This is a genomic window from Salinicola sp. CPA57 (assembly GCF_003206035.1).
GTDB classification, from domain to species: domain Bacteria; phylum Pseudomonadota; class Gammaproteobacteria; order Pseudomonadales; family Halomonadaceae; genus Salinicola; species Salinicola socius.
Genome location: NZ_PZJR01000001.1, coordinates 311700 through 332805, shown reverse-complemented (window position 1 = coordinate 332805; position 21106 = coordinate 311700). Strand labels below are relative to the sequence as shown.

The 21106-nt window shown below is 65.0% G+C and carries 18 protein-coding genes; 15 read left to right on the top strand and 3 right to left on the bottom strand.

Annotation, left to right across the window (positions count from 1 at the left end; all coding sequences use genetic code 11):
- Positions 1 to 33 precede the first annotated feature (33 nt).
- The 12 genes from DOM36_RS01520 (at position 34) to DOM36_RS01465 (ending at position 13743) form a co-directional block, all read left to right on the top strand.
- Entirely contained in the window at positions 34 to 1074 is a 1041-nt protein-coding gene (locus DOM36_RS01520; protein WP_198651158.1) for an HAD family hydrolase, read from the top strand.
- Positions 1071 to 2051 carry a MoxR family ATPase gene (locus DOM36_RS01515; protein WP_110640805.1) on the top strand — a complete coding sequence of 327 codons (981 nt, stop codon included), beginning with the start codon at positions 1071 to 1073 and terminating at the stop codon, positions 2049 to 2051. The genes DOM36_RS01520 and DOM36_RS01515 overlap by 4 nt, the downstream gene beginning before the upstream one ends.
- Positions 2052 to 2111: 60 nt before the next feature.
- On the top strand, positions 2112 to 3161 hold the full coding sequence (locus DOM36_RS01510; protein ID WP_110640803.1) for a DUF58 domain-containing protein: 1050 nt from the start codon (positions 2112 to 2114) through the stop codon (positions 3159 to 3161).
- A complete protein-coding gene (locus DOM36_RS01505; RefSeq protein ID WP_110640801.1) occupies positions 3158 to 3697 on the top strand; it encodes a DUF4381 domain-containing protein in 540 nt (179 codons plus the stop codon). Before DOM36_RS01510 ends, DOM36_RS01505 begins: the two co-directional genes overlap by 4 nt.
- Positions 3694 to 4677, top strand: a complete 984-nt coding sequence (locus DOM36_RS01500; protein ID WP_110640799.1) for a VWA domain-containing protein — start codon at positions 3694 to 3696, stop codon at positions 4675 to 4677. The genes DOM36_RS01505 and DOM36_RS01500 overlap by 4 nt, the downstream gene beginning before the upstream one ends.
- The gene (locus DOM36_RS01495) at positions 4674 to 6317 is read left to right on the top strand and encodes a VWA domain-containing protein (protein WP_110640797.1); all 1644 of its coding nucleotides are present in this window, start codon (positions 4674 to 4676) and stop codon (positions 6315 to 6317) included. Before DOM36_RS01500 ends, DOM36_RS01495 begins: the two co-directional genes overlap by 4 nt.
- A gap of 38 nt (positions 6318 to 6355) precedes the next feature.
- Positions 6356 to 7699, top strand: coding sequence for a BatD family protein (locus tag DOM36_RS01490; protein ID WP_232823692.1), 1344 nt, complete (start codon positions 6356 to 6358; stop codon positions 7697 to 7699).
- A gap of 347 nt (positions 7700 to 8046) precedes the next feature.
- The gene (locus tag DOM36_RS20240; protein WP_198651157.1) at positions 8047 to 8607 is read left to right on the top strand and encodes a tetratricopeptide repeat protein; all 561 of its coding nucleotides are present in this window, start codon (positions 8047 to 8049) and stop codon (positions 8605 to 8607) included.
- 84 nt (positions 8608 to 8691) lie between these two features.
- Positions 8692 to 9558, top strand: a complete 867-nt coding sequence (locus DOM36_RS01480) for a formylglycine-generating enzyme family protein (RefSeq protein ID WP_110640933.1) — start codon at positions 8692 to 8694, stop codon at positions 9556 to 9558.
- A 261-nt stretch (positions 9559 to 9819) separates the two neighbouring features.
- Positions 9820 to 10512, top strand: coding sequence for a (2Fe-2S)-binding protein (locus DOM36_RS01475; protein WP_075569232.1), 693 nt, complete (start codon positions 9820 to 9822; stop codon positions 10510 to 10512).
- Positions 10509 to 11495 carry a xanthine dehydrogenase family protein subunit M gene (locus DOM36_RS01470; RefSeq protein WP_110640791.1) on the top strand — a complete coding sequence of 329 codons (987 nt, stop codon included), beginning with the start codon at positions 10509 to 10511 and terminating at the stop codon, positions 11493 to 11495. Before DOM36_RS01475 ends, DOM36_RS01470 begins: the two co-directional genes overlap by 4 nt.
- 22 nt (positions 11496 to 11517) lie before the next feature.
- Positions 11518 to 13743 carry a xanthine dehydrogenase family protein molybdopterin-binding subunit gene (locus tag DOM36_RS01465; protein ID WP_075569234.1) on the top strand — a complete coding sequence of 742 codons (2226 nt, stop codon included), beginning with the start codon at positions 11518 to 11520 and terminating at the stop codon, positions 13741 to 13743.
- 193 nt (positions 13744 to 13936) lie between these two features.
- On the opposite strand, the gene DOM36_RS01460 is transcribed toward DOM36_RS01465, so the two are convergent.
- The gene (locus DOM36_RS01460) at positions 13937 to 14449 is read right to left on the bottom strand and encodes a DUF302 domain-containing protein (RefSeq protein WP_110640789.1); all 513 of its coding nucleotides are present in this window, start codon (positions 14447 to 14449) and stop codon (positions 13937 to 13939) included.
- A 59-nt stretch (positions 14450 to 14508) separates the two neighbouring features.
- The gene (locus tag DOM36_RS01455; RefSeq protein WP_110640787.1) at positions 14509 to 16227 is read right to left on the bottom strand and encodes a Na+/H+ antiporter; all 1719 of its coding nucleotides are present in this window, start codon (positions 16225 to 16227) and stop codon (positions 14509 to 14511) included.
- A gap of 456 nt (positions 16228 to 16683) precedes the next feature.
- Here DOM36_RS01455 and DOM36_RS01450 point away from each other — a divergent pair, with 456 nt between their 5' ends.
- From DOM36_RS01450 to DOM36_RS01440, 3 genes are read left to right on the top strand one after another with little or no spacing between them, the layout of a single operon-like run.
- A complete protein-coding gene (locus tag DOM36_RS01450) occupies positions 16684 to 17229 on the top strand; it encodes a (2Fe-2S)-binding protein (RefSeq protein WP_075569236.1) in 546 nt (181 codons plus the stop codon).
- Positions 17226 to 18236, top strand: coding sequence for a xanthine dehydrogenase family protein subunit M (locus DOM36_RS01445; protein ID WP_110640785.1), 1011 nt, complete (start codon positions 17226 to 17228; stop codon positions 18234 to 18236). Before DOM36_RS01450 ends, DOM36_RS01445 begins: the two co-directional genes overlap by 4 nt.
- The gene (locus tag DOM36_RS01440; RefSeq protein ID WP_110640783.1) at positions 18233 to 20467 is read left to right on the top strand and encodes a xanthine dehydrogenase family protein molybdopterin-binding subunit; all 2235 of its coding nucleotides are present in this window, start codon (positions 18233 to 18235) and stop codon (positions 20465 to 20467) included. The genes DOM36_RS01445 and DOM36_RS01440 overlap by 4 nt, the downstream gene beginning before the upstream one ends.
- Here DOM36_RS01440 and DOM36_RS01435 read toward each other — a convergent pair.
- A complete protein-coding gene (locus DOM36_RS01435) occupies positions 20450 to 21106 on the bottom strand; it encodes a TetR/AcrR family transcriptional regulator (RefSeq protein ID WP_075569239.1) in 657 nt (218 codons plus the stop codon). The genes DOM36_RS01440 and DOM36_RS01435 overlap by 18 nt on opposite strands.

Sequence of the window (21106 nt, the reverse complement as noted above, 5' to 3'; positions counted from 1 at the left end):
AGCCCGGCGTGATGCATGACAGGAGTGATGACCTTGAGAAAACATCGTTTCTCTGACATCGCCATATTGATCTCTGTCGGCTGGCTATCGCTTTTCGGGTTGCCGGTTCTGGCGCTGGCCGACCCGCTGCCATCCTGGCAGCAGGGCGATCATAAAAACGCCATCATCGATTTCGTCAAGACGACCACCGATCCTGACAGCGGCGATTTCGTGCCGCAGCAGCAGCGCATTGCCGTCTTCGACAACGACGGCACGCTGTGGTCCGAACAGCCCTACTACTTCCAGCTCGCCTACGCACTGGATCGCGCCGAGAACGCGCCCGAAGGGGCTTTGAGCGAAGCGCTACAGGCCGCCGTGAACGATCGCGACCTGGCGGCAATTCTCGAAGGCGGCAATCAATCGCTGCTCGATATCGTCAACGTGAGTCACTCAGGGCTGACGGTCGATGCGTTTCAAAACGATGTCAGCGCCTGGCTCGAGGAGGCGCGTCATCCGAAGACGGGGCTCGCCTACACCGAGATGGTCTTCCAGCCGATGCTGGAGCTGCTCGTCTATCTGCGCGATGCCGGCTACGCGACCTACATCGTCTCCGGTGGCGGTGTCGACTTCATGCGCGTCTTCGCGGAGGACGCCTACGGCATTCCACCGCAGAACGTGATGGGCAGCACCGGCAAACTGGAGGTATCGCGCGAGGGCGGAGAACTGGCGCTCGTCAAAGGCGGCGATATCGCCGGGCTGGACGATGGCGACGGCAAGCCGATCACTATCCAGCGCACGCTGGGGCAGCGGCCGATCATCGCGGTCGGCAACTCCGATGGCGACGTCCCCATGCTGACCTGGACTACTGAAGGCGATGGGCCGCGCCTGGGGGTGCTGATCCATCACACCGACGCCGCGCGCGAGGTCGCCTACGATCGCGAGAGCGCCATCGGCAGGCTCGATCAGGGACTCGACGAAGCGGAGCAGCGTCAGTGGATTCTGGTGGATATGGCCAAGGACTGGCGCACAGTCTACGACGCCACCCTTGACGGACAGAGTCGGCGCGAGGCTGACCCGCAGGAGGCAAGTCAATGAGTTGCCGAGACGAGATCGAGGCGCTGGAAGCGGCGATCGGCACCTCGATCATCGGCCAGAAACCGGTGATTCGTCGGCTGGTCATCGGTCTGCTGGCAAACGGCAACCTGTTGATCGAGGGACTGCCCGGACTCGCCAAGACCCGAGCCATCAAGGCGATGTCGCGACATCTCGAGGCGGACTTCAGCCGAATCCAGTTCACTCCCGATCTGCTGCCGTCGGATGTGACCGGCAGCGACGTCTACCACCAGGGCGAGGAAGGCGCCGTGTTCACCTTCAGCCCCGGCCCGCTGTTCGCCAATCTGGTGCTTGCCGACGAGATCAATCGCGCGCCCGCCAAGGTGCAGTCGGCGCTGCTCGAAGCGATGGAAGAACGCCAGGTGACGGTGTCGGGAAAGACTCACCCGCTGCCATCGCTGTTCATGGTGCTGGCGACCCAGAACCCTATCGAGCAGGAGGGCACCTATCCGCTGCCCGAAGCTCAGCTCGACCGTTTCATGATGAAGGTGCTGATCGATTATCCGGCGGTCGAGGAGGAGGTCGAGGTGATCCGGTTGGTACGCGACGAAGAGCGGGAGACCCTGCGCAAGGAGGGCTCCCCGAGCGCGCCGGTCGTGATTGCCCAGGAGTCGGTCTTCGAGGCTCGCCGGGAGATCGCCGCCCTGCATGTCGCGGAGCCGATCGAGCGTTACATGGCTGATCTGGTGGAGGCAACGCGTCATCCGGCGGCGCTGTCCGAGGACCTCGAGCGCTGGATCGAACTGGGCGCCAGTCCGCGGGCCAGCCTGGCGCTGGATCGCTGCGGGCGCGCCCACGCCTGGCTCAACGGTCGCGACTACCTCGATCCGCAGGACGTGCAGGCCGTGGCCCCGGACGTGCTTCGCCATCGGCTGGGGCTCAGCTTCGAGGCGCAGGGCGAGGGGCTGACGACCGATACGGTCATCAATCAGTTGCTGGCGCTTGTCGCGCTGCCGTAATCATGGCGGCTTTTGCCCACTCTCACCCTGCTTTCGCCCACCCTTGCAGAGGAGGCCAGGATGCCACGCTTTTCCATGCGGCCACGGTCTGGCGTCACGACTGACGATGGCCGCGATCCTCGAGTCCATACCGACTTCGCTCACTTGCGCGGGCTGGAGCGTGTCGGTCGGACGCTGAGCCTGCTGCCCCGGCAGCCGGCGCGCAGCGTGCTGAACGGCCGGCACGGCTCACGACTGCGTGGGCGCGGGTTGGATTTCCTCGAACTTCGGGGTTATCTGCCATCCGATGACGTACGTAACATCGACTGGCGCGTGACCGCGCGCACCGGCGAGCCGCACGTGCGAGTCTTCACCGAGGAGCGCGACCGCCCGGCGCTGTTCGTCGTCGATCAGCGGATGTCGATGTTCTTCGGTAGCCGCCATGCCATGAAGTCTGTCACTGCCGCGGAGGCCGCCGCGATACTGGCCTTTGCGGTGCTGGCTCAGCGCGATCGCGTGGGCGGCATCGTGGTGCGCGATCCCGCGATCCAGCAGTTCCGTCCGGCGAGTTCACGAGTGGGCGTGATGCGTTTTCTGCAAGGACTCGCGGATGCCAATCTGGCCCTCCATGCCGCCGCCGAGGCCGATGCGCCGACCTCGTTGGATGCCGTTCTGGAAGCGGTCGCCAGGCTCGCAAGTCGCGATCATCTGGTGGTGGTGCTGAGCGATTTCGATGTCATCGGCCCCCGTAGCGAGCGTCTGCTGAGTGCGCTGTGCCGACATAACGACGTCGTGCTGGCGCCCGTCACTGATGTGCTGGCCGAACGACTGCCGGATGACCTGCGCCAGACCGTCTCGGACGGCAAGTTGCAGGCGCTGCTGGATACCCGCAGTGCGCGGGTGAGAGAGGCACTCGAGCAGGTGTCGGTCGCGCGCCGGGAGACGCTGCTTGAATGGCAGCGCCGATACGGGCTTTCCATCGCGCCGCTCTCGGCAGGAGAAGAGACTGCACCGCAGCTGAGACGCTTGCTCGGGACGGGTCGAAGAACGGCGCGAGACGCTGGAAGAACGGGACAGGAAGCCGGACGAGTTGCTGGCCAAGAAAGCCATGAGCGGAGGGCGCAGCCATGAGCCAACCGGCCGCTTCCGCCAGCGCGCTCGATACCCAGGGAGCTTCCCCACCGCTGATGCTCTCGCAGATGATCGATCAGCTCTCTCCCGTGCCGGAGCCCGTCGCCGTGGCCTGGTGGCCGCAGACCTGGGGCTGGCTCGTGCTGGCCGTTGTCGTCCTGGCGCTGCTGTCCTGGCTGGGATGGCGACGCTATCGGCACTGGAAGAGCAATCGCTATCGGCGCGAGGCGCTGGCGGAACTGCATCGACGTCTGGCAGGCGGTGAGGGGGCTACCGCGTTGGCCGAGGTGCTGAGACGCACCGCACTGGCCGCCTTTCCCAGAGAACGGATCGTGTCGCTACGAGGTGAGGCGTGGGAGCGTTTTCTCAACCAAACCGTCGCGCCCGGCAAGCCCTGCTTCGATGCGGCATCCGTCGCGCGGCTCACCGAGCTACCGTACCGTCAAACGGATGCGGCTGATCGCCATCTCGATGACCTGACTTGGCGTGTCGAGCGCTGGATCAGCGTCCATGATTCGCAACGGGGGCGCGCATGATCGAGCTCGCGGCCCCCTGGCTGTTGCTGCTGTTGCCGCTACCGCTGTTGATCCATTGGCTGGTACCTGCCTACAAGCGCCGCATGGCGGCCCTGCGGCTACCGTTCTTCCAGCGCTACGTGCAGGCGGCGGGCCTCTCTCCCGCCGCAGGCGCCCAGGTCACATCGCGCTCCCGGCTCATGTCGGCGCTGAGCGTGCTCTGCTGGTGCCTGCTGGTCGTGGCTCTGGCACGCCCGGAGCGGGTCGGTGCCCCCATTCACTGGCAGACCTCCGCTCGCGATCTCATCCTCGCCGTGGATATCTCCGGCTCCATGGACGAAAAGGATTTCGCCGCATCGGATGACGAGATGCTGCAGCGCCTCGCCGGGGTCAAGCAGGTCATTGCCGACTTTCTCGACGATCGTGAAGGGGAGCGCCTCGCGCTGATCGTGTTTGGCACCCAGGCTTTCGTGCAGTCGCCGCTGACCACGGACCTCGATACGTTGCAGGCCCTGCTGGCGCGAACCGAAGTCGGCATGGCGGGGCCGCACACCGCACTGGGCGATGCCATCGGCCTGGCCATTCGCCAGTTCGATGCCAGTGACGTGAGCCAGCGGCTACTGATCCTGTTGAGCGACGGTGCCGATACCGGCAGCCGCATGAGTCCTATCAACGCGGCCAGCATCGCCGCAGAGCGGGGTGTGCAGATCATGACCATCGCGATCGGCGACCCTCAGGGGAGTGGGGAGAATCGGGTGGATATCGATACGCTCGAGGCAATTGCCGACACCACTGGCAGCTCCAGCTTCCTCGCGACCGACGAGCAGGCGCTGAGCCAAGTCTACGCGCGAATCGACGAGCTCGCGCCTCGCCAGATCGCCGATCACAGCTATCGAGAGCGCCAGTCGCTGGCGGTCTGGCCGATGGGCGTGGCCCTCGTGCTGGTGCTGCTTGCCTGGCTCTGGCGCAGTGCTGCGCTGGGCAGGGGGCGGCCGTCATGAATCTCACCGCCGCGCTATCGGCGTTTCATTTTCTGCGCCCCCTCTGGTTCCTGGTGCTGCCACTGATCGTCGCGCTCTGGTGGTGGTATCGCTTCCGTTGGCAGCAGGGCGCGGCGAAATCGCGCCACTTCGCGCCACATCTGGCCCAGGCGTTGCGTGTTGGCGAAGGGTCTCGCCGCCGGATTTTGCCGGTCGACATGTCACCGGTCGACAGCCTGGCCGCCGTGACGCTCTGCCTGATCATCGGGCTGGCCGGGCCCACCTGGAGCCGAGTCGCCAATCCGATGATCAGCGAAACGGCACCGCTGGTGGTCGCGCTCGAGGTCACGCCGTCAATGATGACGAGCGATATCACGCCAACGCGGCTGGCCCGCGCCACGATCAAGATCGAGAGACTGCTGGCCACGCGGAGCGGCGCACAGACGGCCTTGATCGCCTACGCCGGCACCGCGCATCTGGTCGTACCGCTGACCAACGACCCCGAACTGATCAAGCCCTATCTGGAAGGCCTCTCTCCCGAGGTGATGCCGCTGGACGGCGACGCTTCGTCACGGGCGTTGACGCTTGCCGATGACGTGCTCACCGACCAGAGTGTGGCGGGCACGGTCCTGTTCGTGAGCGATGGCCTGAGCGCCGCGAATCGTGCGGCCTTCGACGCGCGTGAATCGACGAACGGACTGGTCTTTCTGACGCTGTTGCCGGAGGGTCAGCCGACGCCGGTCATCGCTGAGCTGGACGCTCGGCAGGTACGCGTCAGCGCGGACGACAGCGATGTCGAGAGCCTGGAAAGAACGCTGGCGTCCGCCTATCAACAAGCCCTGCTCAACGACGACCGGCTGGCCTGGAAAGACCGTGGCGTCTGGTTGGCCTGGCCGGCGGCCTTGTTCGCACTGCTAGGGTTTCGGCGCGGCTGGAACCTCGGCGCCGTGGCGCTGCTGGTCCTCGGTGTGCTGCCGTTAAGTCTCATGGCGCCAGGAAGCGTCCTCGCGCAACAGAACGAAGCGACGGTGTCGAGACGCGCGGTGGTGACGGAAGAAGCTTCACCGCTGGTTGCCCGGTTGATGGACGCCTTCCTGACACCGGATCAGCAGGGTCGATGGTGGCTGGAGCATCGCCAGTATCGTCGTGCCAGCGAGCAGTTCGAGGATCCGGCCTGGCGCGGCTACGCGCTCTATCGCGATGGGCAATATGGGGAGGCCGTCGCCATATTGAACCAGCTGGAGACGGCCGATGCGTCGTTCACCCAGGGGCTGGCGCTGATCCGCAACCGCCAGTATCGCGAGGCCATCACCGCGTTCGAGACCACGCTAGCCCGTGACCCAAGCTACCCGGAAGGCGAGCGTAATCTCGCATTGGCGAGGCAGATACTCGACGACATCGAGGAGACCCGGGAGCAGTCGGATACCGGAGAGGCGCGCGGCGAGGGGGCCGATGACGTGGTTTTCGACAACGAAGCGCAGCGGGGCGTGGAGACGACCGTGACCGGGGACGAGGATGATCAGCTGTTGACGCCGGATCAGTGGATCTCGTCGATCGATTCGGATACCGGCGACTATCTGCGTCAGCGCTTCGCGCTGGAAGTCGCGAGACAAGACGCGGTGCCAGAAACGACGAATCAGGCGTCGGAGAGCAAGCCATGAACGACCGCCGTGGCTCGTTTCTCCGTGGATTCCTACGCATGGCATACCTGTTGTCTGCGCTCTGCCTCGCCTCGCTGGCAAGCGCTCAGTCCACGCCAACGCTCGCGTCGTCACTGGCGCCGCAGGTCACGGCAACCCTGGATCCGACGCGTGTCGCACCGGGGGAGACAGCGCAGCTGCGTATCACCGTGCTGGTGCCGACCTTCATGCCGCGCCCCGTGGCGTTCCCCTCTCTCGATCAGCCGAACCTGCGGGTTCAACTGCCGGAAAGGGCGACGATGCCGGTCAGCCGGAGGGTCGATGGGCGAACCTGGGCGGGCATTTCACGCCGCTACACGTTGACACCGCTGGCGGCGGGGGCGTTCTCGCTGGGGGAAGGGGCGCTGGAGATCACCTTCCAGGATCCCGAAACCGGCGAGACAGTGACACGAACCCAGGCGCTGACAGCACAGACGCTGACCGCTGCCGTGCCCGACGCGGCCGCCGGGCTGTCGCCCTATATCGCGGGTACGTCGCTCACGCTCGAGCAGCAGTTGACGGTGATCCGGGCGGGCGAGCCGCCCGCGGCGGAAGCGCCGGCGACTACCGATGAATCACTGGTGCCTTCCGGCGAGGCGCCGGTCTCGTTGGCCATCGGTGACAGTCTGGAACGCGAAATCAAGATCTCGCTGGAAGGCGGTAGCGCACTGCTGCTGCCGTCGCTGGCGGAGACGACACCGATGTCGACGATGGCGGTTCATGCCGCCTCGCCGGTCCTGGCGGAGACGCCGACAGGCGGCACTCGAACGGCGCGTCTGACCTATATCGCCCAACATGGCGGTTCGGCGACACTACCCGAGATCACCGTGCGGTGGTTCGACCTCGGGAATCGACGTATCGCCGCGGCAAGCATGCCTGGCGTGGTGATCGCCATCGACGGGGCGCCGGTATCGTCCGGCGGGGCGAGTCGCTTCCAGCGCCAATACGTAACGCTGGGCATCGCGATTCTGCTGTTCGGCGCGATGGTGGCCGTCGGATGGCGCTGGCTGTGGCCGATATGGCAACGCACCCGGCAACGGCGTCGCCGGCAGCTGGAGCGCCGAGGTATCACGGCACTGACGTATCTCGAGCGGCAGGTTCGGGCACGGCGGTTCTCCGAAAGTCTGATTGCCTGGCAGGCGCTGCAGCGCCGGGTGCCGGGGCTTCCCGACGAGCGACGGCAGACGATCTCGCGCTGTCTGGCAACGCTGGGGCGGGAACGCTACGCGACGGATAAAACCTCGGCACCGTCGGACACTGCCTGGCGCGACTTGCAGCAGGCGCTACCCCGCGTGGCCGATCTTCGACAGACACGGCGCGAGCCACTGTTACCCACACTCAACCCGAGGGCCCCAGGATGGTGATGACGCTGTATCCCGGAAGTCGTGTGATCCGCGCCGTCGTTCGAGCGCGAGTCGTCACGGTGGCATGGCTGCTCATGGCATCTTCCACCATCGCCGTGGCTGCCCCGACGGAAACGGCTTGGCAATCCATGCCAGATAGCCGCTGCGCCGATTGTCGGGTCGCGAATGCCGCGAAAGAACGATCCGAGACGGCGAGCCCTGAAGACGATAGTTCTGAAGCCAGAAGCTCGGAAGCCAGAAGCTCGGAAGCCAGAAGCTCGGAAGATAGCAGTTCTGAACAAGGGAGCACTGGAGAAGAGAACGCTATCGAGAGACGCTCTGTCGAAAGCAGCCCCGCGGCCAGGCTGGTGGATCGCGCCAACTCGCTCCAGCAGGCCGGCCAGCGGGCAAAAGCCATTGGCCTGTATCGGGAGGCGCTGGAGCTGGACCCTTACTATCTGCCGGCAAGAGTCAATCTTGTAACGCTCTACAGCCGGGCGGGAGATACCGACATGGCCCGACAGCTTCTGGAAACCGGCCTGGAACTATCCGGTGCGCGGCCTGCCGATCGTGGTCATCTGGCCTATCTGCTGGCGCTGTCTCTGGCCGAGGACGGCGAGTTCGAGACTGCGCTCGACTGGCTGGGTCGGGATGCCGAGTGGCGCCCGGGCCATGTCAGAACTTATTACAACCAGGCGTTGTTGCTTGATCGTCTGGGGCGAAAGGAAGAGGCGCTGGATGCCTTGCACAAGGGGCTCTATCTGTCGCCGGAGTCGCCGGATCTGCTCTACGCCGCGGTATATCTCAACGCCACTCAGGGGCATGTGTCCAGGGCACTCGCGGTGATGGAAACATTGCGTCGTATCGCGCCCGATGATCCGCAGCTCGGCAGGCTCGAGCAGCAGCTAAAGGGGCAGGTGCCGCAATGAGTCAGATCCGATCAAGTGTCCGCTTATTGTGAATAAGGAGTCGGTTCGATGGCAAAGCTGCGAAAAAAGTTTGAGGCGTCTTCCATGGTCGCTCTCGAGAGCGGTACTTTCCGCATGGGGTCGGAAGCTTTCTATCCTGAAGAGGGCCCCTGTCGGGACGTTACCGTGGGCGCCTTCGAGATCGACGTGCTTCCCGTGACGTACGCAGAGTATCGCCGCTTCGTCGACGCTACCGGCTACGTCTCCGATGCCGAGAAGGCCGCCGATCCCAAGCGATTTCCTGACGCAGATCCGATGCTGCTGCTGCCGGGCGCTGCGGTGTTCACGCCGACCGTCGGTCCGGTGCCGCTCAACAACCACTTCCAGTGGTGGCAGTTCGTGCCCGGCGCCAGCTGGCGTCATCCGCTGGGCAAGGGCAAGTCGCTCAAGGGAATCGCCAAACATCCCGTGACCCAGGTCAGCTTCAATGATGCTATGGCCTACGCCGAGTGGATTGGGAAGGATCTGCCGACCGAGGCGGAATGGGAGTTTGCGGCGCGTGGCGGGCTGGAAGGCCAGGCGTTCGCCTGGGGCGACGAACTGCATCCCGATGGCAAGCGTCTCGCCAAGACCTGGCAGGGCGAATTCCCGTGGCGCAACGATGCACCGCCGGGGCTGGAGCGCACTGCGCCGGTGGGCAGCTACCCGCCCAATGGATTCGGACTCTACGACATGATCGGCAATGTCTGGGAGTGGACGAAAGACCCGTACCGCCGGCTCGAAAAGCCGACCAAATCCTGCTGCAGCAGTAGCCAGAAAGCCGATGACCCCGCGGCCACGCTCAAGGTGGTCAAGGGCGGCTCGCATCTTTGCGCGCCCGAATACTGCCAGCGCTATCGGCCCGCCGCCCGGCATTCGCAGCCGATCGACGAGTCCACGTCTCACATCGGGTTCCGCTGCGTCAGGCGTTAGTCATCTCTCTTCGCGTTCTTCATGCCCATTTCTCCGCAATCGCGGTGGGATACTCCTGAATCCGCCGGCGGGCTTTGCACCGCCTGGTTTCCTCCCCTACGTTGAAAAAGTCTCCGTCGCCTGACACGACGGCGTCTACCGACTTCCCGGCCAGCGAATTCTCGCTGCCTTCGTCGCCTCGCGCTGCGAGGCGCACCCGATCCGAACGATACCGATAGCCATAACGAAAACGACCGGGCAGAAACTGATGAGGACGATTCCATGGACGATAACCAGCGTTCGAGTTCGAGCGTAGCCATCTACGATCCCGACGATCACGCGGCGCAACCGAGTTCGCCCGCCCGCCGTCGCTTCCTGCAGACGGCCGGTATCTCCGGCTTGGCAGTGGCGGCGGCACCGGCGCTCTCCCAGGTGAGCTACGCCGGCTCGCCGGACCAGCCGGCAACGCAGACCGATGCGCCACCTGCCGAGGGGAAAAAGCGCATCACGCTCACCGTCAACGGCCAGCGCCAGCAACTGGACGTGACGCCCAACGTGATTCTGCTCGATGCGCTGCGTCACGGGCTCGAGCTGACCGGCACCAAGAAGGGCTGCGACCACGGCCAATGCGGTGCCTGCACGATTCTGGTCAACGGCTCTGCTATCAATTCGTGTCTGAGTCTGGCGGTCACCCATGACGGTGACGAGATCACCACCGTCGAAGGGCTGGAGAAGAACGGCCAGTCGCATCCCATTCAGCAGGCGTTTCTCGAGCACGATGCCTACCAGTGTGGCTACTGCACGGCGGGTCAGATGATGAGCGCGGTGGCGATCCTCCAGGATGATGACATCGGCAAGAGTGACGCTGACGTGCGCGAGGCGATGAGCGGCAATATCTGCCGCTGCGGCGCCTACAAGAACATCGTGGCGGCGATCCAGTCAGCTCGAGGCGCCGTGAAGGGAGGCAACGCATGAGACATTTCGAATACGCCCGCGCGGACAGCGCGCAGCAGGCGGTGGCGGCTCACGGCAGCGACCGCGAGGTCTCCTTTCTCGCCGGCGGTACGACGCTGCTGGATCTGGTCAAGCTCGACGTCATGCAGCCGAACAAGATCGTCGACATCAACGGTGTCGCCCTCGACGAGATCGAGCGACTCGACGATGGCCGCCTGCGTATCGGCGCGATGGTGACCAACACCGCCCTGGCGCGGGACAAGCGCGTGGTCGATGACTACGCCGTGCTGTCTCAGGCGCTACTGGCGGGTGCGTCGACGCAGCTGCGCAACAAGGCCACCACCGGCGGCAACGTCATGCAGCGAGTGCGCTGTCCCTATTTCCGCGATGGGGTTTCCGACTGCAACAAGCGCGAGCCCGGCAGCGGCTGCGCGGCGATCGGCGGCGTCAACCGCACCGTTCACGCCGTGCTGGGCACCAGCGACGCCTGCATCGCCACGCATCCCTCGGACATGTGCGTGGCGATGGCCGCGATCGGCGCCACCGTCGAGGTTCAGGGGCCGGAAGGCGCGCGCGAGATCGACTTCGCCGACTTTCATCTGCTGCCCGGCAAGACGCCGGCGCGAGAGCACGCGCTGGAACCGGGTGAGCTGATTACCCACGTCGTTCTCGACGCGCCGCTCGAGGGCAGCCGCTCGGCCTATCTCAAGCTGCGCGACCGCCAGTCCTATCAGTTCGGCCTCGCCTCCAGCGCGGTGATCGTGCGGATGGATGGCGACACCATTGCGGATGCCCGCGTGGCCATGGGCGGCGTGGGTACCAAGCCGTGGCGCGCGCCGGAGGTGGAAGCGGCGCTGAAGGGCAGGGCCGCGAGCGAGCAGCTCTTTGCCGACGCCGCCAAGCTCGCTTTCGAGAATGCCATCGCCTACGCCCACAACGGCTACAAGATTCCGCTCGGCCAGCAGGCCATCGTGCGCAATCTTTCCGACCTGACCGCCGCCTGATCGCTTGCGAGGAGAATCGAACATGAGCGACAAACAGCAAAGCATCATCGGTGCGGGTGTGCCGCGTATCGACGGCCCGGACAAGCTCTCCGGCCGCGCCAACTATGCAGCCGACAACCTGCCGCCCAATCTGGCCTACGGCTACGGCGTCTTCAGCACCATCGCCAGTGGCAAGGTTTCGCAGTTGAGCGTCGACGAAGCCCGCAAGATGCCCGGCGTCGTCGATATCTTCCACCACAGCCACTTCCCGACGCTGTACCACACGCCATCGAGCTTCGCCCAGGGCAACAAGGTCGAGGAGACCCGGCTGCCGTTCGAGGACGAACGCGTCTACTACGAAGGGCAGTTCGTGGCACTGGTGATCGCAGACACCTTCGAGAATGCGCGAGCGGCGGCGCGGCGGGTCAAGGTGACTTACTCGACCGACCAGGCCGTGGCCAATCTCGACCAGGGCGTCGAGGCCAACGGCACCCAGGCCGGCAGCGGCAATCATGATCGCGGAGACGCGGCCTCGGCGTTCGATAGCGCGGCGGCCACCATCGATGTGACCTACCGCACGCCGGTGGAGACCCACAATCCGATGGAGATGCACGCTTCCACCGCCTGGTGGGACGACGAGCATCTGACGATCTTCGATGCCTCCCAGGGCGTGGTGGTGGCGCGCAACGCGCTCTCCAAGATCTTCGCCATGCCGCCGGAGCGGATCACCGTGCACGCGCCCTACATCGGCTCCGGTTTCGGCAGCAAGCTGTGGACCTGGCCGCACGCCATCGCCACGGCGGCGGTGTCCCGGGAACTCGGGCGTCCGGTACAGCTCGTCGTGCCGCGTCAGCAAATGTTCACCACCACCGGGCATCGGCCGGAAACGCGTCAGCGCCTGCGCCTGGCGACGGACGGGAACGGCAAGCTGGTGTCGCTGCGTCATGAAGCGATCAACACCACGTCCTATACCGATCAGTACGTCGAGACCTGCGGCAGCGTGACCAAGAGTCTCTACCGCTGTCCTAACCTTACGGTCAGCCACGAAACCACCCAGGTGAATCGCGGCACGCCGACCTCGATGCGCGCACCGGGCGCCGCGCCGGGGCTGTTCGCACTGGAATCGGCGATCGACGAGATGGCTGACGCTGCCGGTGTCGACCCGGTGCAGTTCCGGCTCGACAACTACGCCGAGCGCGACGAGAGCCAGGATCTGGATTTCTCCAGCAACCATATCGTCGAAGCGACGAACCGGGCGGCGGAGAAGTTTGGCTGGGCCGACCGCAATCCCGAGATCGGCAGCATGCGCAAGGGGCGTGAGATCGTCGGCTACGGCATGGCCGCGTGCAACTGGGAAGCGCTGAAGCGTCCCTGCGACGCGCGGGTCTCGATCCGTGCCGACGGTACGGCGTTTGCCTCCTGCGCCACCCAGGATATCGGCACCGGCACTTACACCATCGTCGCCCAGGCGGTCAGCGACGTGACCGGCATCCCCATCGATCGCATCACCGTCAAGCTGGGGGACTCCTCCTATCCGGACGGGCCGGTTTCCGGCGGCTCCTGGGCGACGGCGACCACGCTGCCGGCCATCGCCGGGGCGGCGCGCAAGGCGCTCGACGAGATCAAGCGCTATGCCACCGGCAGCAACGGCGTCTTCGCCGGGGCGTCCGGCGACGATCTGGAAGTCGCGGACGGCGGCCTGCGCAGCGCCGACGGCAAGCTGGTGAGCTTTGCCGACATTCTGGAAGCCGGTCGCTACGGCAGCGCCGATGGGGAAGCGCATACCGAGGCGGCCGATTCGAAATACTCCTACCGCTCCTTCGGCGCCCACTTCGTCGAGGTGCGCTGGGATCCGGGTATCTCGCATCTGCGGGTGGCGCGGGTGGTCAGCGCCATCGACGTGGGCCGCGTGATCAACGAAACCACCGCGCGCAATCAGGTCGAAGGCGCCGTGGTGATGGGCATCGGCATGGGCCTGTTCGAAGCGACCGAATATGACCAGCGCAACGCCCGCCCGGTCAACAACGACTACGCCGAATACGTGGTGCCGGTGCACGCCGACCAGCCGGAAATCGACGTGATCCTGCTCGATCACCCGGATCTGGCGTTCAATGAGTACGGCGCCCGCGGCATCGGCGAGATCGGCGTCACCGGCTTGGCGGCCGCCATCGCCAACGCGGTCCATCACGCCACCGGCAAGCGTATCCGCGAACTGCCGATCACCCTCGACAAGCTGATGGACGACGTGCCCCAGGCGCGGAGTGCTTAGTAGATGGAGGCGCGTAATAGATGGATCCGGAGTGCGTAATGAATAAAAAGTTGCGAAGCGTGTAGTAGTAGACAGACAGATAGACCGACGCGAAGCGCTTGGTGTCCAGCAGCAAACGAAAGCCGCCGCCCTTTGAACATGACAACCGGAGGGCGGCGGCTTTTTCAGTCGCGCTGCGACTTCGGGTGCGACACTACTGCTGCAATGTCGCTTCGACGAGCTTCCGCATCTCCTGCTGCAACGGTTTGACCGCCGGGCAGTCGGCGGCGCCATGGCGTTCGGCGATCCAGGCGGGGTCGTTGTAGCCGAGCCAGGTCTGGTTGTCGTCGTCCTGCCAGATCAGCGCTTTCATCGGCAGGTCGATGCCGGCACTCGGCGCGCACTGGATCAGCGGTGTACCGCTCTTGGGATCGCCGAAGATGATGACCTCGTTGGGCAGCAGCGCCATGCTGCGAGACATCGCGCTCTGACGATGATCGACACGGGCGAACACGGTCATGCCGCTGGTGCGCACCTGTTCGGCGAACCGGGTGGCGGTGTCATGAACGCTGGCGTCGCTCCTGGCGACGATCAGCCCCGGCACCGAGGGCGCTGTGTCTCCCGAAGCTGTCGACTCGGGCGCTTGGGCCGATGCGGAATTGGCCAACCCCAATAGCGCGGCGGCGAACAACGCGGCACGTGCCGAGTGGGCGAGGAATCGAGGCATGCGAAGTCTCCAGGTATTGATATCTGTCGGCGTGTTGAAGGTATCGGTCAGTGATGCGATCAGTGATGTGCCGCGCCCTGGTCGCCGGTCAGCGCGGCCTCGGCGAGATCGACCTCGCGGACCAGTTTACGCAGGACGTTGTCGTTGATGCGATCGCGCTGGCGCAGCTTGTAGTACTGGCGGCGTTCGGCGCGCAATGCTTCCAGACGGGTGTCGCGCTCCAGCTGGCGTGAGGTGGCGAGCTGAGGCGTTGCCGTATCGGCCGAGTGCAGCGTCAGGCGTTCGCGATAGTAGTTCATCAACTGAGAGCTGATCTCGTTGAAGGCGAGGATCGTCTCGTCGTTGGTCTGGCTGCGCGCAAACTCGCCCGTGCGATCGTGATGGTAGCGTTCGATGCGATAGATCGCCGCCTCGGCCCCGGCGATGCGCGCCTTGCGCTCTTCCTCGAACTCATGGGTGTCATTGGGGATCTTCAGATTCCGCAGCACCAGCGGCAGCCCGATACTGCCGGTGATCAGCGTGAACAGGATCACCCCGGTGGCCAGGAAAATCATCAGCTCGCGGGCTGGGAAGTCGCTGCCGTCGTTCATCAGATGCGGCAGCGACAAGGCCGCGGCCAGGGTGATCGTGCCGCGGATGCCGGCGAGTGTCGCCGCCAGCATCAGCTTCAGCGGAACGTGCCCGGTCCGATCCGGCGAGGGCAGACGCGGCTGGCGCTTGAGGATGGCCATCAATCGCGACAGCTCTCTACCCGTGGCGCTGGCGAGCCAGATCCAGACGAAGCGGGAGGCGAGCAGGGCGATCGAGATCGCCGCCACGTAACCCAGCAGGCGCAGAAACTCGTAGTCACCGATATCGTGCAGCGAATGATCCAGCGCGCCGCTGATGATCGCCGGCAGTTGGAAACCCAGCAGCAGAAAGACCAGTGCGTTGAGCACGAACTCGAGCATCTCCCACACCGCCTGGGTCTGCATGCGGGTATGCAGCTGGCCGACGCGCTTGATGTCGGCGCGGTTCATCACCATGCCGGCGGCCACGGCGGAGAGAATGCCGGACATGCCCAGGTGCTCCGCCAGCAGGTAGGCCGCGAAGGGAAGCAGCAGCACCAGCAGAATGACCTGCACCGTGGTGGCCTCGCCGAGATGTCGCTCGATCAGCCGCGTGCGCAGAACGTTGAAACCGAAAGCCAGCAGCCCGCCCACGACCAGGCCGCCGATCGAGATCAGCAGGAAGCTTCCGGCGGCATCGGTCAGCGAGAAGGTGCCGGTCAGTGCCGCCGCGACGGCGAACTTGAACGCTACCAGGCCGGAGGCGTCGTTCATCAACGACTCGCCCTCGAGAATTCTCATCAGTCGCGGCGGCACCGGCAGGCGTCCGGAGATCGACGATACCGCTACGGCATCGGTGGGCGAAAGAATCGCTGCCAATGCGAAGCAGATCGCCAGCGACAGCGTCGGAAACAGGACATGAATGAAATAGCCGACGCCGACCACCGTGAACAGCACCAGCCCCAGGGCCAGGGCCAGGATCGGCCCGCGCAGAATCATGAATTCTCGTTGAGGGAATCGCCTGGCATCGGAGAACAGCAGCGGGGCAATGAACAGCAACAGGAAGATTTCAGGCTCGAGCTCGACATGCAGCCCCGAGGCCGGCCAGGCCAGTACCGCGCCGAGGGCGATCTGGATCAGCGGTGTGGGCAGGGCGGGGACAAAGCGTGTAATGACCCCGGTCGCTGAGGCGACCAACAGCAAAATCAGAACCAGCAGCAGCGTATTCATCGACCCGTTCAACCGGTAGACATTCGTTGGCCGACGAGCTTAACGGAAGTCGAACGCGCTGGGGCACGGTGCGACAAAATTTCTCGGCGCCGGGCCGGGCGAGATCCGGGCGGGGTGTCTATGCTGTTGTCGATGGATCGCCCCGGTGTCCTGACAACACCGGCTATCCGATGATCCCCGAGATGAACAACCGATCCGTCGGGCCAGGCCTGCGGACTGTCATCGAACATCGTCACCCAGGATCTGAACAAAAGATCTGAGCAAAAGAACTGAGCTCGAGACCGTATCCAAGGATCTGAGCCAAAGACCGTAACCCGATATCGTCGCCCCGCATATCGCTGTCGATAACCCCATTGACGACAACGGTGCTGGATAACGACGCCTGACAACGAACCGTGGCATGGCGCAGTGACGCGCCTCGCTGCCGCGGTTTTCGATTCCTGATGAGGAGCCGGCATGATGGATGATTCCGTGCATTCCCGGACCGCGTTTTCCGAGACGCTGTCACTCAATCTGACGCTCAACGGCGAGCCGCTGACCCTGCAGGTCGCCCCCAACGCCGTGTTGCTGGACGTGTTGCGCGAACAGCTCGGGCTAGGTGGTACCAAGAAAGGCTGTGATCATGGCCAGTGCGGCGCCTGCACCGTGCAGGTCGATGGTCAGGCAATGAATTCCTGCCTGCGGCTGGCGGTGATGTGCGAAGGACAGCATGTCACCACCGTCGAAGGGCTGGCGCGAGACGGTGAGCTGCATCCGGTGCAGCAGAGCTTCCTCGAGTGCGACGCCTTCCAGTGCGGTTATTGCACGCCGGGTCAGATGATGTCGGCCTCGGCGCTGCTCGAGGATGATCGCATCGGCACCGACGATGCATCGGTCAAGGAAGCCATGAGCGGCAATATCTGCCGTTGCGGCGCCTACAAGAACATTCTCGAAGCGATCCAGCAGGCCCGAGTGCAGTTGGCTCACGATGCGACCGCTCCCCGCAAGGAGGGCGTCGCATGAGAACTTTTGCCTATTCCCGTGCCGACAGCGTCGAACACGCCGCGCATCAGACGACGCCCACCGCGGCTTTCGTGGCAGGCGGCACCACGCTGCTGGATCTGGTCAAGCTCGATGTCATGCGCCCCAGCGAACTGGTCGATATCAATACGCTGCCGCTCAAGAACGTCGAATGGCTCGATGATGGTCGCCTCCAGATCGGCGCGTTGGTGACCAACACCGATCTGGCCCACCATCCCGAGGTCAAGCAGCACTATCCGGTGCTGTCGCAGGCGCTGCTGGCCGGCGCCTCGACCCAGTTGCGCAACATGGCGACCACGGCCGGCAACGTGATGCAGCGGACCCGTTGCCCTTACTATCGCGATCCCGCCGCGGCCTGCAATCGGCGTGAACCGGGCAGCGGTTGCGATGCCCGGCACGGTCTCAATCGGTTGAACGCCGTGCTGGGCGGCAGCGACGCATGCGTCGCGGTGCACCCTTCCGACATGTGTGTCGCGATGGCCGCCATCGGCGCGACGCTGACCCTGAGCGGGCCACAGGGTGAGCGCGAAGTGGCGTTCCAGGATTTCCATCGTTTGCCCGGCGATACCCCGCACATCGAACATGATCTGGCCGATGGCGAGCTGATCACCGCCATCACGCTGGATCCGCCGCTGGCGCCGGCAGGGTCGTACTACCTCAAGCTTCGGGATCGGGCGTCGTACGAGTTCGCCCTGGCCTCGACGGCGGCGCAGCTGTCGCTGGACGGCGAGATGATCGGCGAGGCCAGGGTGGCGCTCGGCGGCGTCGGGACCAAGCCGTGGCGCTGCCCCGAGGCCGAAGCGGCGCTGGTCGGCCAACCCGCCGAGATGGCGACTTTCGAGCGTGCGGCGGACATTGCCCTGGGTGGGGCCACGCCGCTCGAGCACAACGCGTTCAAGATACCGCTGGCGCGACAATCCATCATTCGTGCGCTGCGCGAGGCGACGCGTCTCGCCCGTCAGGGCGGAAAACAGGAGGGCCAGGCATGAACGATTTGACCCAATCCGCATTTGCCAAGCCGCGCGTGGTCGGCCAGCGAACGCCGCGGATCGACGGCGAATACAAGCTGACCGGCCGGGCCGGCTACACCGGCGAACTGCTGGCCGAGGGCATGCGCTACGGCTATCCGGTGCCGGCGACGATCGCCAACGGCGTGCTCGAATCGCTCGAACTCGATGACGCCCTGGCCATGCCGGGCGTGGTCGATATCCTCCACCACGGCCATTTCGAAAGCTTGCACCGTTCGCCCAACTCCATGGCTCACGGCGACATGGTCAGCGAGGTGCGCCTGCCGTTCGAGGACGAGCGCATCTATTATCACGGCCAGTACGTGGCGCTCGTCGTGGCGGAAACCTTCGAACAGGCGCGGGCCGCCGCCCAGCGTGTCGTCGCTCGCTACCGGGAAGACGATGGGGCCGTGGTCGGGCTTCTGCACACCGACACCCAGGGTGAACTACAGGAGAGCGCGGGCACGTCCCGAGGCGACCCCGAGGCGGCGTTCGGGGGTGCCGAGGTGAAAATCGACTCGACCTACCAGATCGCGGCCGAAAGTCATCTGCAGATGGAGATGCACGCGACGCTTGCCGAGTGGCGCGACGACGGCAAGCGCCTGGTGGTGCACGAATCGACCCAGGGCGTCTTCTTCCAGCGCAATGCGATGGCGCGCATCTTCGGTATCGCCCAGGAAAACCTCGAGGTCATCTCGCACTACATCGGTTCGGGCTTCGGCAACAAACTGTTCATGTGGCCCCATGCCGTAGCGACCGCCGTGGCGGCGCGTATGGTCGGCCGGCCGGTCAAGGTGGTGCTGCCACGCCAGCAGGACATGACCGGCGGCGGCAATCGCCCGGCTTCGCGTCAGCGCGTTCGCCTGGGCGCCGATCGCAGCGGCAAACTGACCTCGGTGATACACGACAGCACCACCGAGACATCATGGGTGCACCAGTACGTCGATGCCTGCGGCAGCGCCACCCCGAGCTTCTATGCCTGCGACAACGTCTCGACCAGCCAGCGCGTGCTCGAAGTGAATCACGGCACGCCTTGCCCGATGCGCGCACCCGGTGAAGTCTCGGGTATCTTCGCGCTGGAAACGGCGATGGACGAACTGGCGGTCGAGCTGGGCATGGACCCGGTCGAGCTGCGCCAGAAGAACAACGCCGAGCAGGACCCGGCCAGCGGTCTGCCGTGGTCGAGCAAGCATCTCGACGAGTGCCTTACCAGTGCGGCCCGCCGGTTCGGCTGGGACAAGCGCGACCCGGCCATCGGCTCGATGCGCGACGGTGACGAGATCATCGGCTACGGCATGGCGTCGTGCACCTGGTCCGCCGGGCGCCAGCCCTGCGAGGCGCGGGTCGAACTGCGCGCCGACGGCTCGCTGTTCGCCGCCTGCGGCACCCAGGATATCGGCACCGGCACCTACACCATCGTGGCGCAGGCCGTCGCCGAGCTGACCGGTACGGATCTTTCGCGTATCGAGGTCAAGCTGGGCGAGACCAGCCTGCCGGCCGGGCCGCTCTCGGGCGGCTCCATGGCGACAGCCACGGTGCTACCGGCCGTGGCCGCCGCGGTGCGCGACGCGCTGGATGCGATCAAGGAAGTGGCGGTTGGCAGCGGCGGCGCGTTCGAAGGCAGCGATGCCGATTCGCTTTCTGCCGAAGCGGGCGGCCTGACCGATGGCAAGCGTCGGGTGAGCTTCGCGGAGATTCTCGAGACCAGCAAGCTCTCGAGCGTCAATGGCAAGGGGAGCGCCGCGCCGGGCGACGAGCGAAGCGAGTACAGTTTCCGCTCGTTCGGCGCGCACTTCGTCGAGATCCGTATCGATCCCGAGATATCGCGTGTACGCGTGGCCCGGGTGGTGTCCACGATCGACATCGGCCGGGCGATCAATCCACCGACGGCGCGCAATCAGGTCGAAGGCGGTATCGTCATGGGGCTCGGCATGGGGCTTCTCGAAAAGCTCGACTACGACCCGCGTGACGCGCGGCTGATCAATGCCAACGTGGCCGACTACATCTTGCCGACGCATGCCGATGCGCCGGAGATCGACGTCGAACTGCTCGACTATCCGGACTTCAAACACAATGAATTCGGGGGCCGTGGCGTCGGCGAGATCGGTCTCACCGGGGTGGCGCCAGCGATCGCCAACGCGATCTATCACGCCACCGGCAAGCGCTATCGGGACCTGCCGATCACGATAGAAGCGCTACTGGCTTCGTCCTGACGAAAGGTCTTCAGTGCCGTGCAGGAATAGCGTGACGCAGCGCGCAACACGCGCTTCAATCGCCGCCCGAGAGGGCGGCGATTCCAGTTGCAGCACGCGAATGAGGTGCCACTCGCCGAGCAGCATGCCGAGAAAGATCCCGGCGAGTTCGACGCTGCCGCCTGTCGGCATCAGCCGCCGCCTTGCCCGGCGATCGAAATAATCCGCCAGTGCGCGACGGACACGCCCCGGGCCACCATCGAAGAACAGCCGGGCCAACTGGGGCTGGCGTGGGCTCTCGGCCACGACTTCGCGGTAGATGCCCAGGGTTTCCTCGTCCATGACCTTGATCAGCAGATCGATCCCGAGCCGTTGAAGAGCGGCTTCGATGGGCAGTTCATCGACGCCTTCTGCGGTCAGCGTGTCGTAGATATGATGAGACCGACGTTCGATCATGGCCTGAAACAGACCTTCCTTGTTGCCGAAGTGGCGATAAAGGGTCGACAACGAGCCGCCGGCCTGGGCGACGATATCGTTGACGCTGACCTGGCCGTAGCCGCGCTCGAGAAATAGCCGCTGTGCCGCATCGAGCAGCGCATCCCGGCGCTGTCGGCCGCGCTCGGTCGTTGGCGGTGAATCCTTGGGAGAGATCGGTGGCAT

What these genes read in the sequence shown, in the direction of transcription:
- DOM36_RS01515 (WP_110640805.1), top strand. Translation starts at nt 1,071, where the DNA reads ATGAGTTGCCGAGACGAGATCGAGGCGCTGGAAGCGGCGATCGGCACC.
- DOM36_RS01460 (WP_110640789.1), bottom strand. Translation starts at nt 14,449, where the DNA reads ATGCCTCGATTCCTCGCCCACTCGGCACGTGCCGCGTTGTTCGCCGCC.
- DOM36_RS01435 (WP_075569239.1), bottom strand. Translation starts at nt 21,106, where the DNA reads ATGCCACCGATCTCTCCCAAGGATTCACCGCCAACGACCGAGCGCGGC.
- DOM36_RS01440 (WP_110640783.1), top strand. Translation starts at nt 18,233, where the DNA reads ATGAACGATTTGACCCAATCCGCATTTGCCAAGCCGCGCGTGGTCGGC.
- DOM36_RS01480 (WP_110640933.1), top strand. Translation starts at nt 8,692, where the DNA reads ATGGTCGCTCTCGAGAGCGGTACTTTCCGCATGGGGTCGGAAGCTTTC.
- DOM36_RS01465 (WP_075569234.1), top strand. Translation starts at nt 11,518, where the DNA reads ATGAGCGACAAACAGCAAAGCATCATCGGTGCGGGTGTGCCGCGTATC.
- DOM36_RS01445 (WP_110640785.1), top strand. Translation starts at nt 17,226, where the DNA reads ATGAGAACTTTTGCCTATTCCCGTGCCGACAGCGTCGAACACGCCGCG.
- DOM36_RS01495 (WP_110640797.1), top strand. Translation starts at nt 4,674, where the DNA reads ATGAATCTCACCGCCGCGCTATCGGCGTTTCATTTTCTGCGCCCCCTC.
- DOM36_RS01500 (WP_110640799.1), top strand. Translation starts at nt 3,694, where the DNA reads ATGATCGAGCTCGCGGCCCCCTGGCTGTTGCTGCTGTTGCCGCTACCG.
- DOM36_RS01450 (WP_075569236.1), top strand. Translation starts at nt 16,684, where the DNA reads ATGATGGATGATTCCGTGCATTCCCGGACCGCGTTTTCCGAGACGCTG.
- DOM36_RS01505 (WP_110640801.1), top strand. Translation starts at nt 3,158, where the DNA reads ATGAGCCAACCGGCCGCTTCCGCCAGCGCGCTCGATACCCAGGGAGCT.
- DOM36_RS01470 (WP_110640791.1), top strand. Translation starts at nt 10,509, where the DNA reads ATGAGACATTTCGAATACGCCCGCGCGGACAGCGCGCAGCAGGCGGTG.
- DOM36_RS01490 (WP_232823692.1), top strand. Translation starts at nt 6,356, where the DNA reads ATGGCATACCTGTTGTCTGCGCTCTGCCTCGCCTCGCTGGCAAGCGCT.
- DOM36_RS01455 (WP_110640787.1), bottom strand. Translation starts at nt 16,227, where the DNA reads ATGAATACGCTGCTGCTGGTTCTGATTTTGCTGTTGGTCGCCTCAGCG.
- DOM36_RS01510 (WP_110640803.1), top strand. Translation starts at nt 2,112, where the DNA reads ATGCCACGCTTTTCCATGCGGCCACGGTCTGGCGTCACGACTGACGAT.
- DOM36_RS01475 (WP_075569232.1), top strand. Translation starts at nt 9,820, where the DNA reads ATGGACGATAACCAGCGTTCGAGTTCGAGCGTAGCCATCTACGATCCC.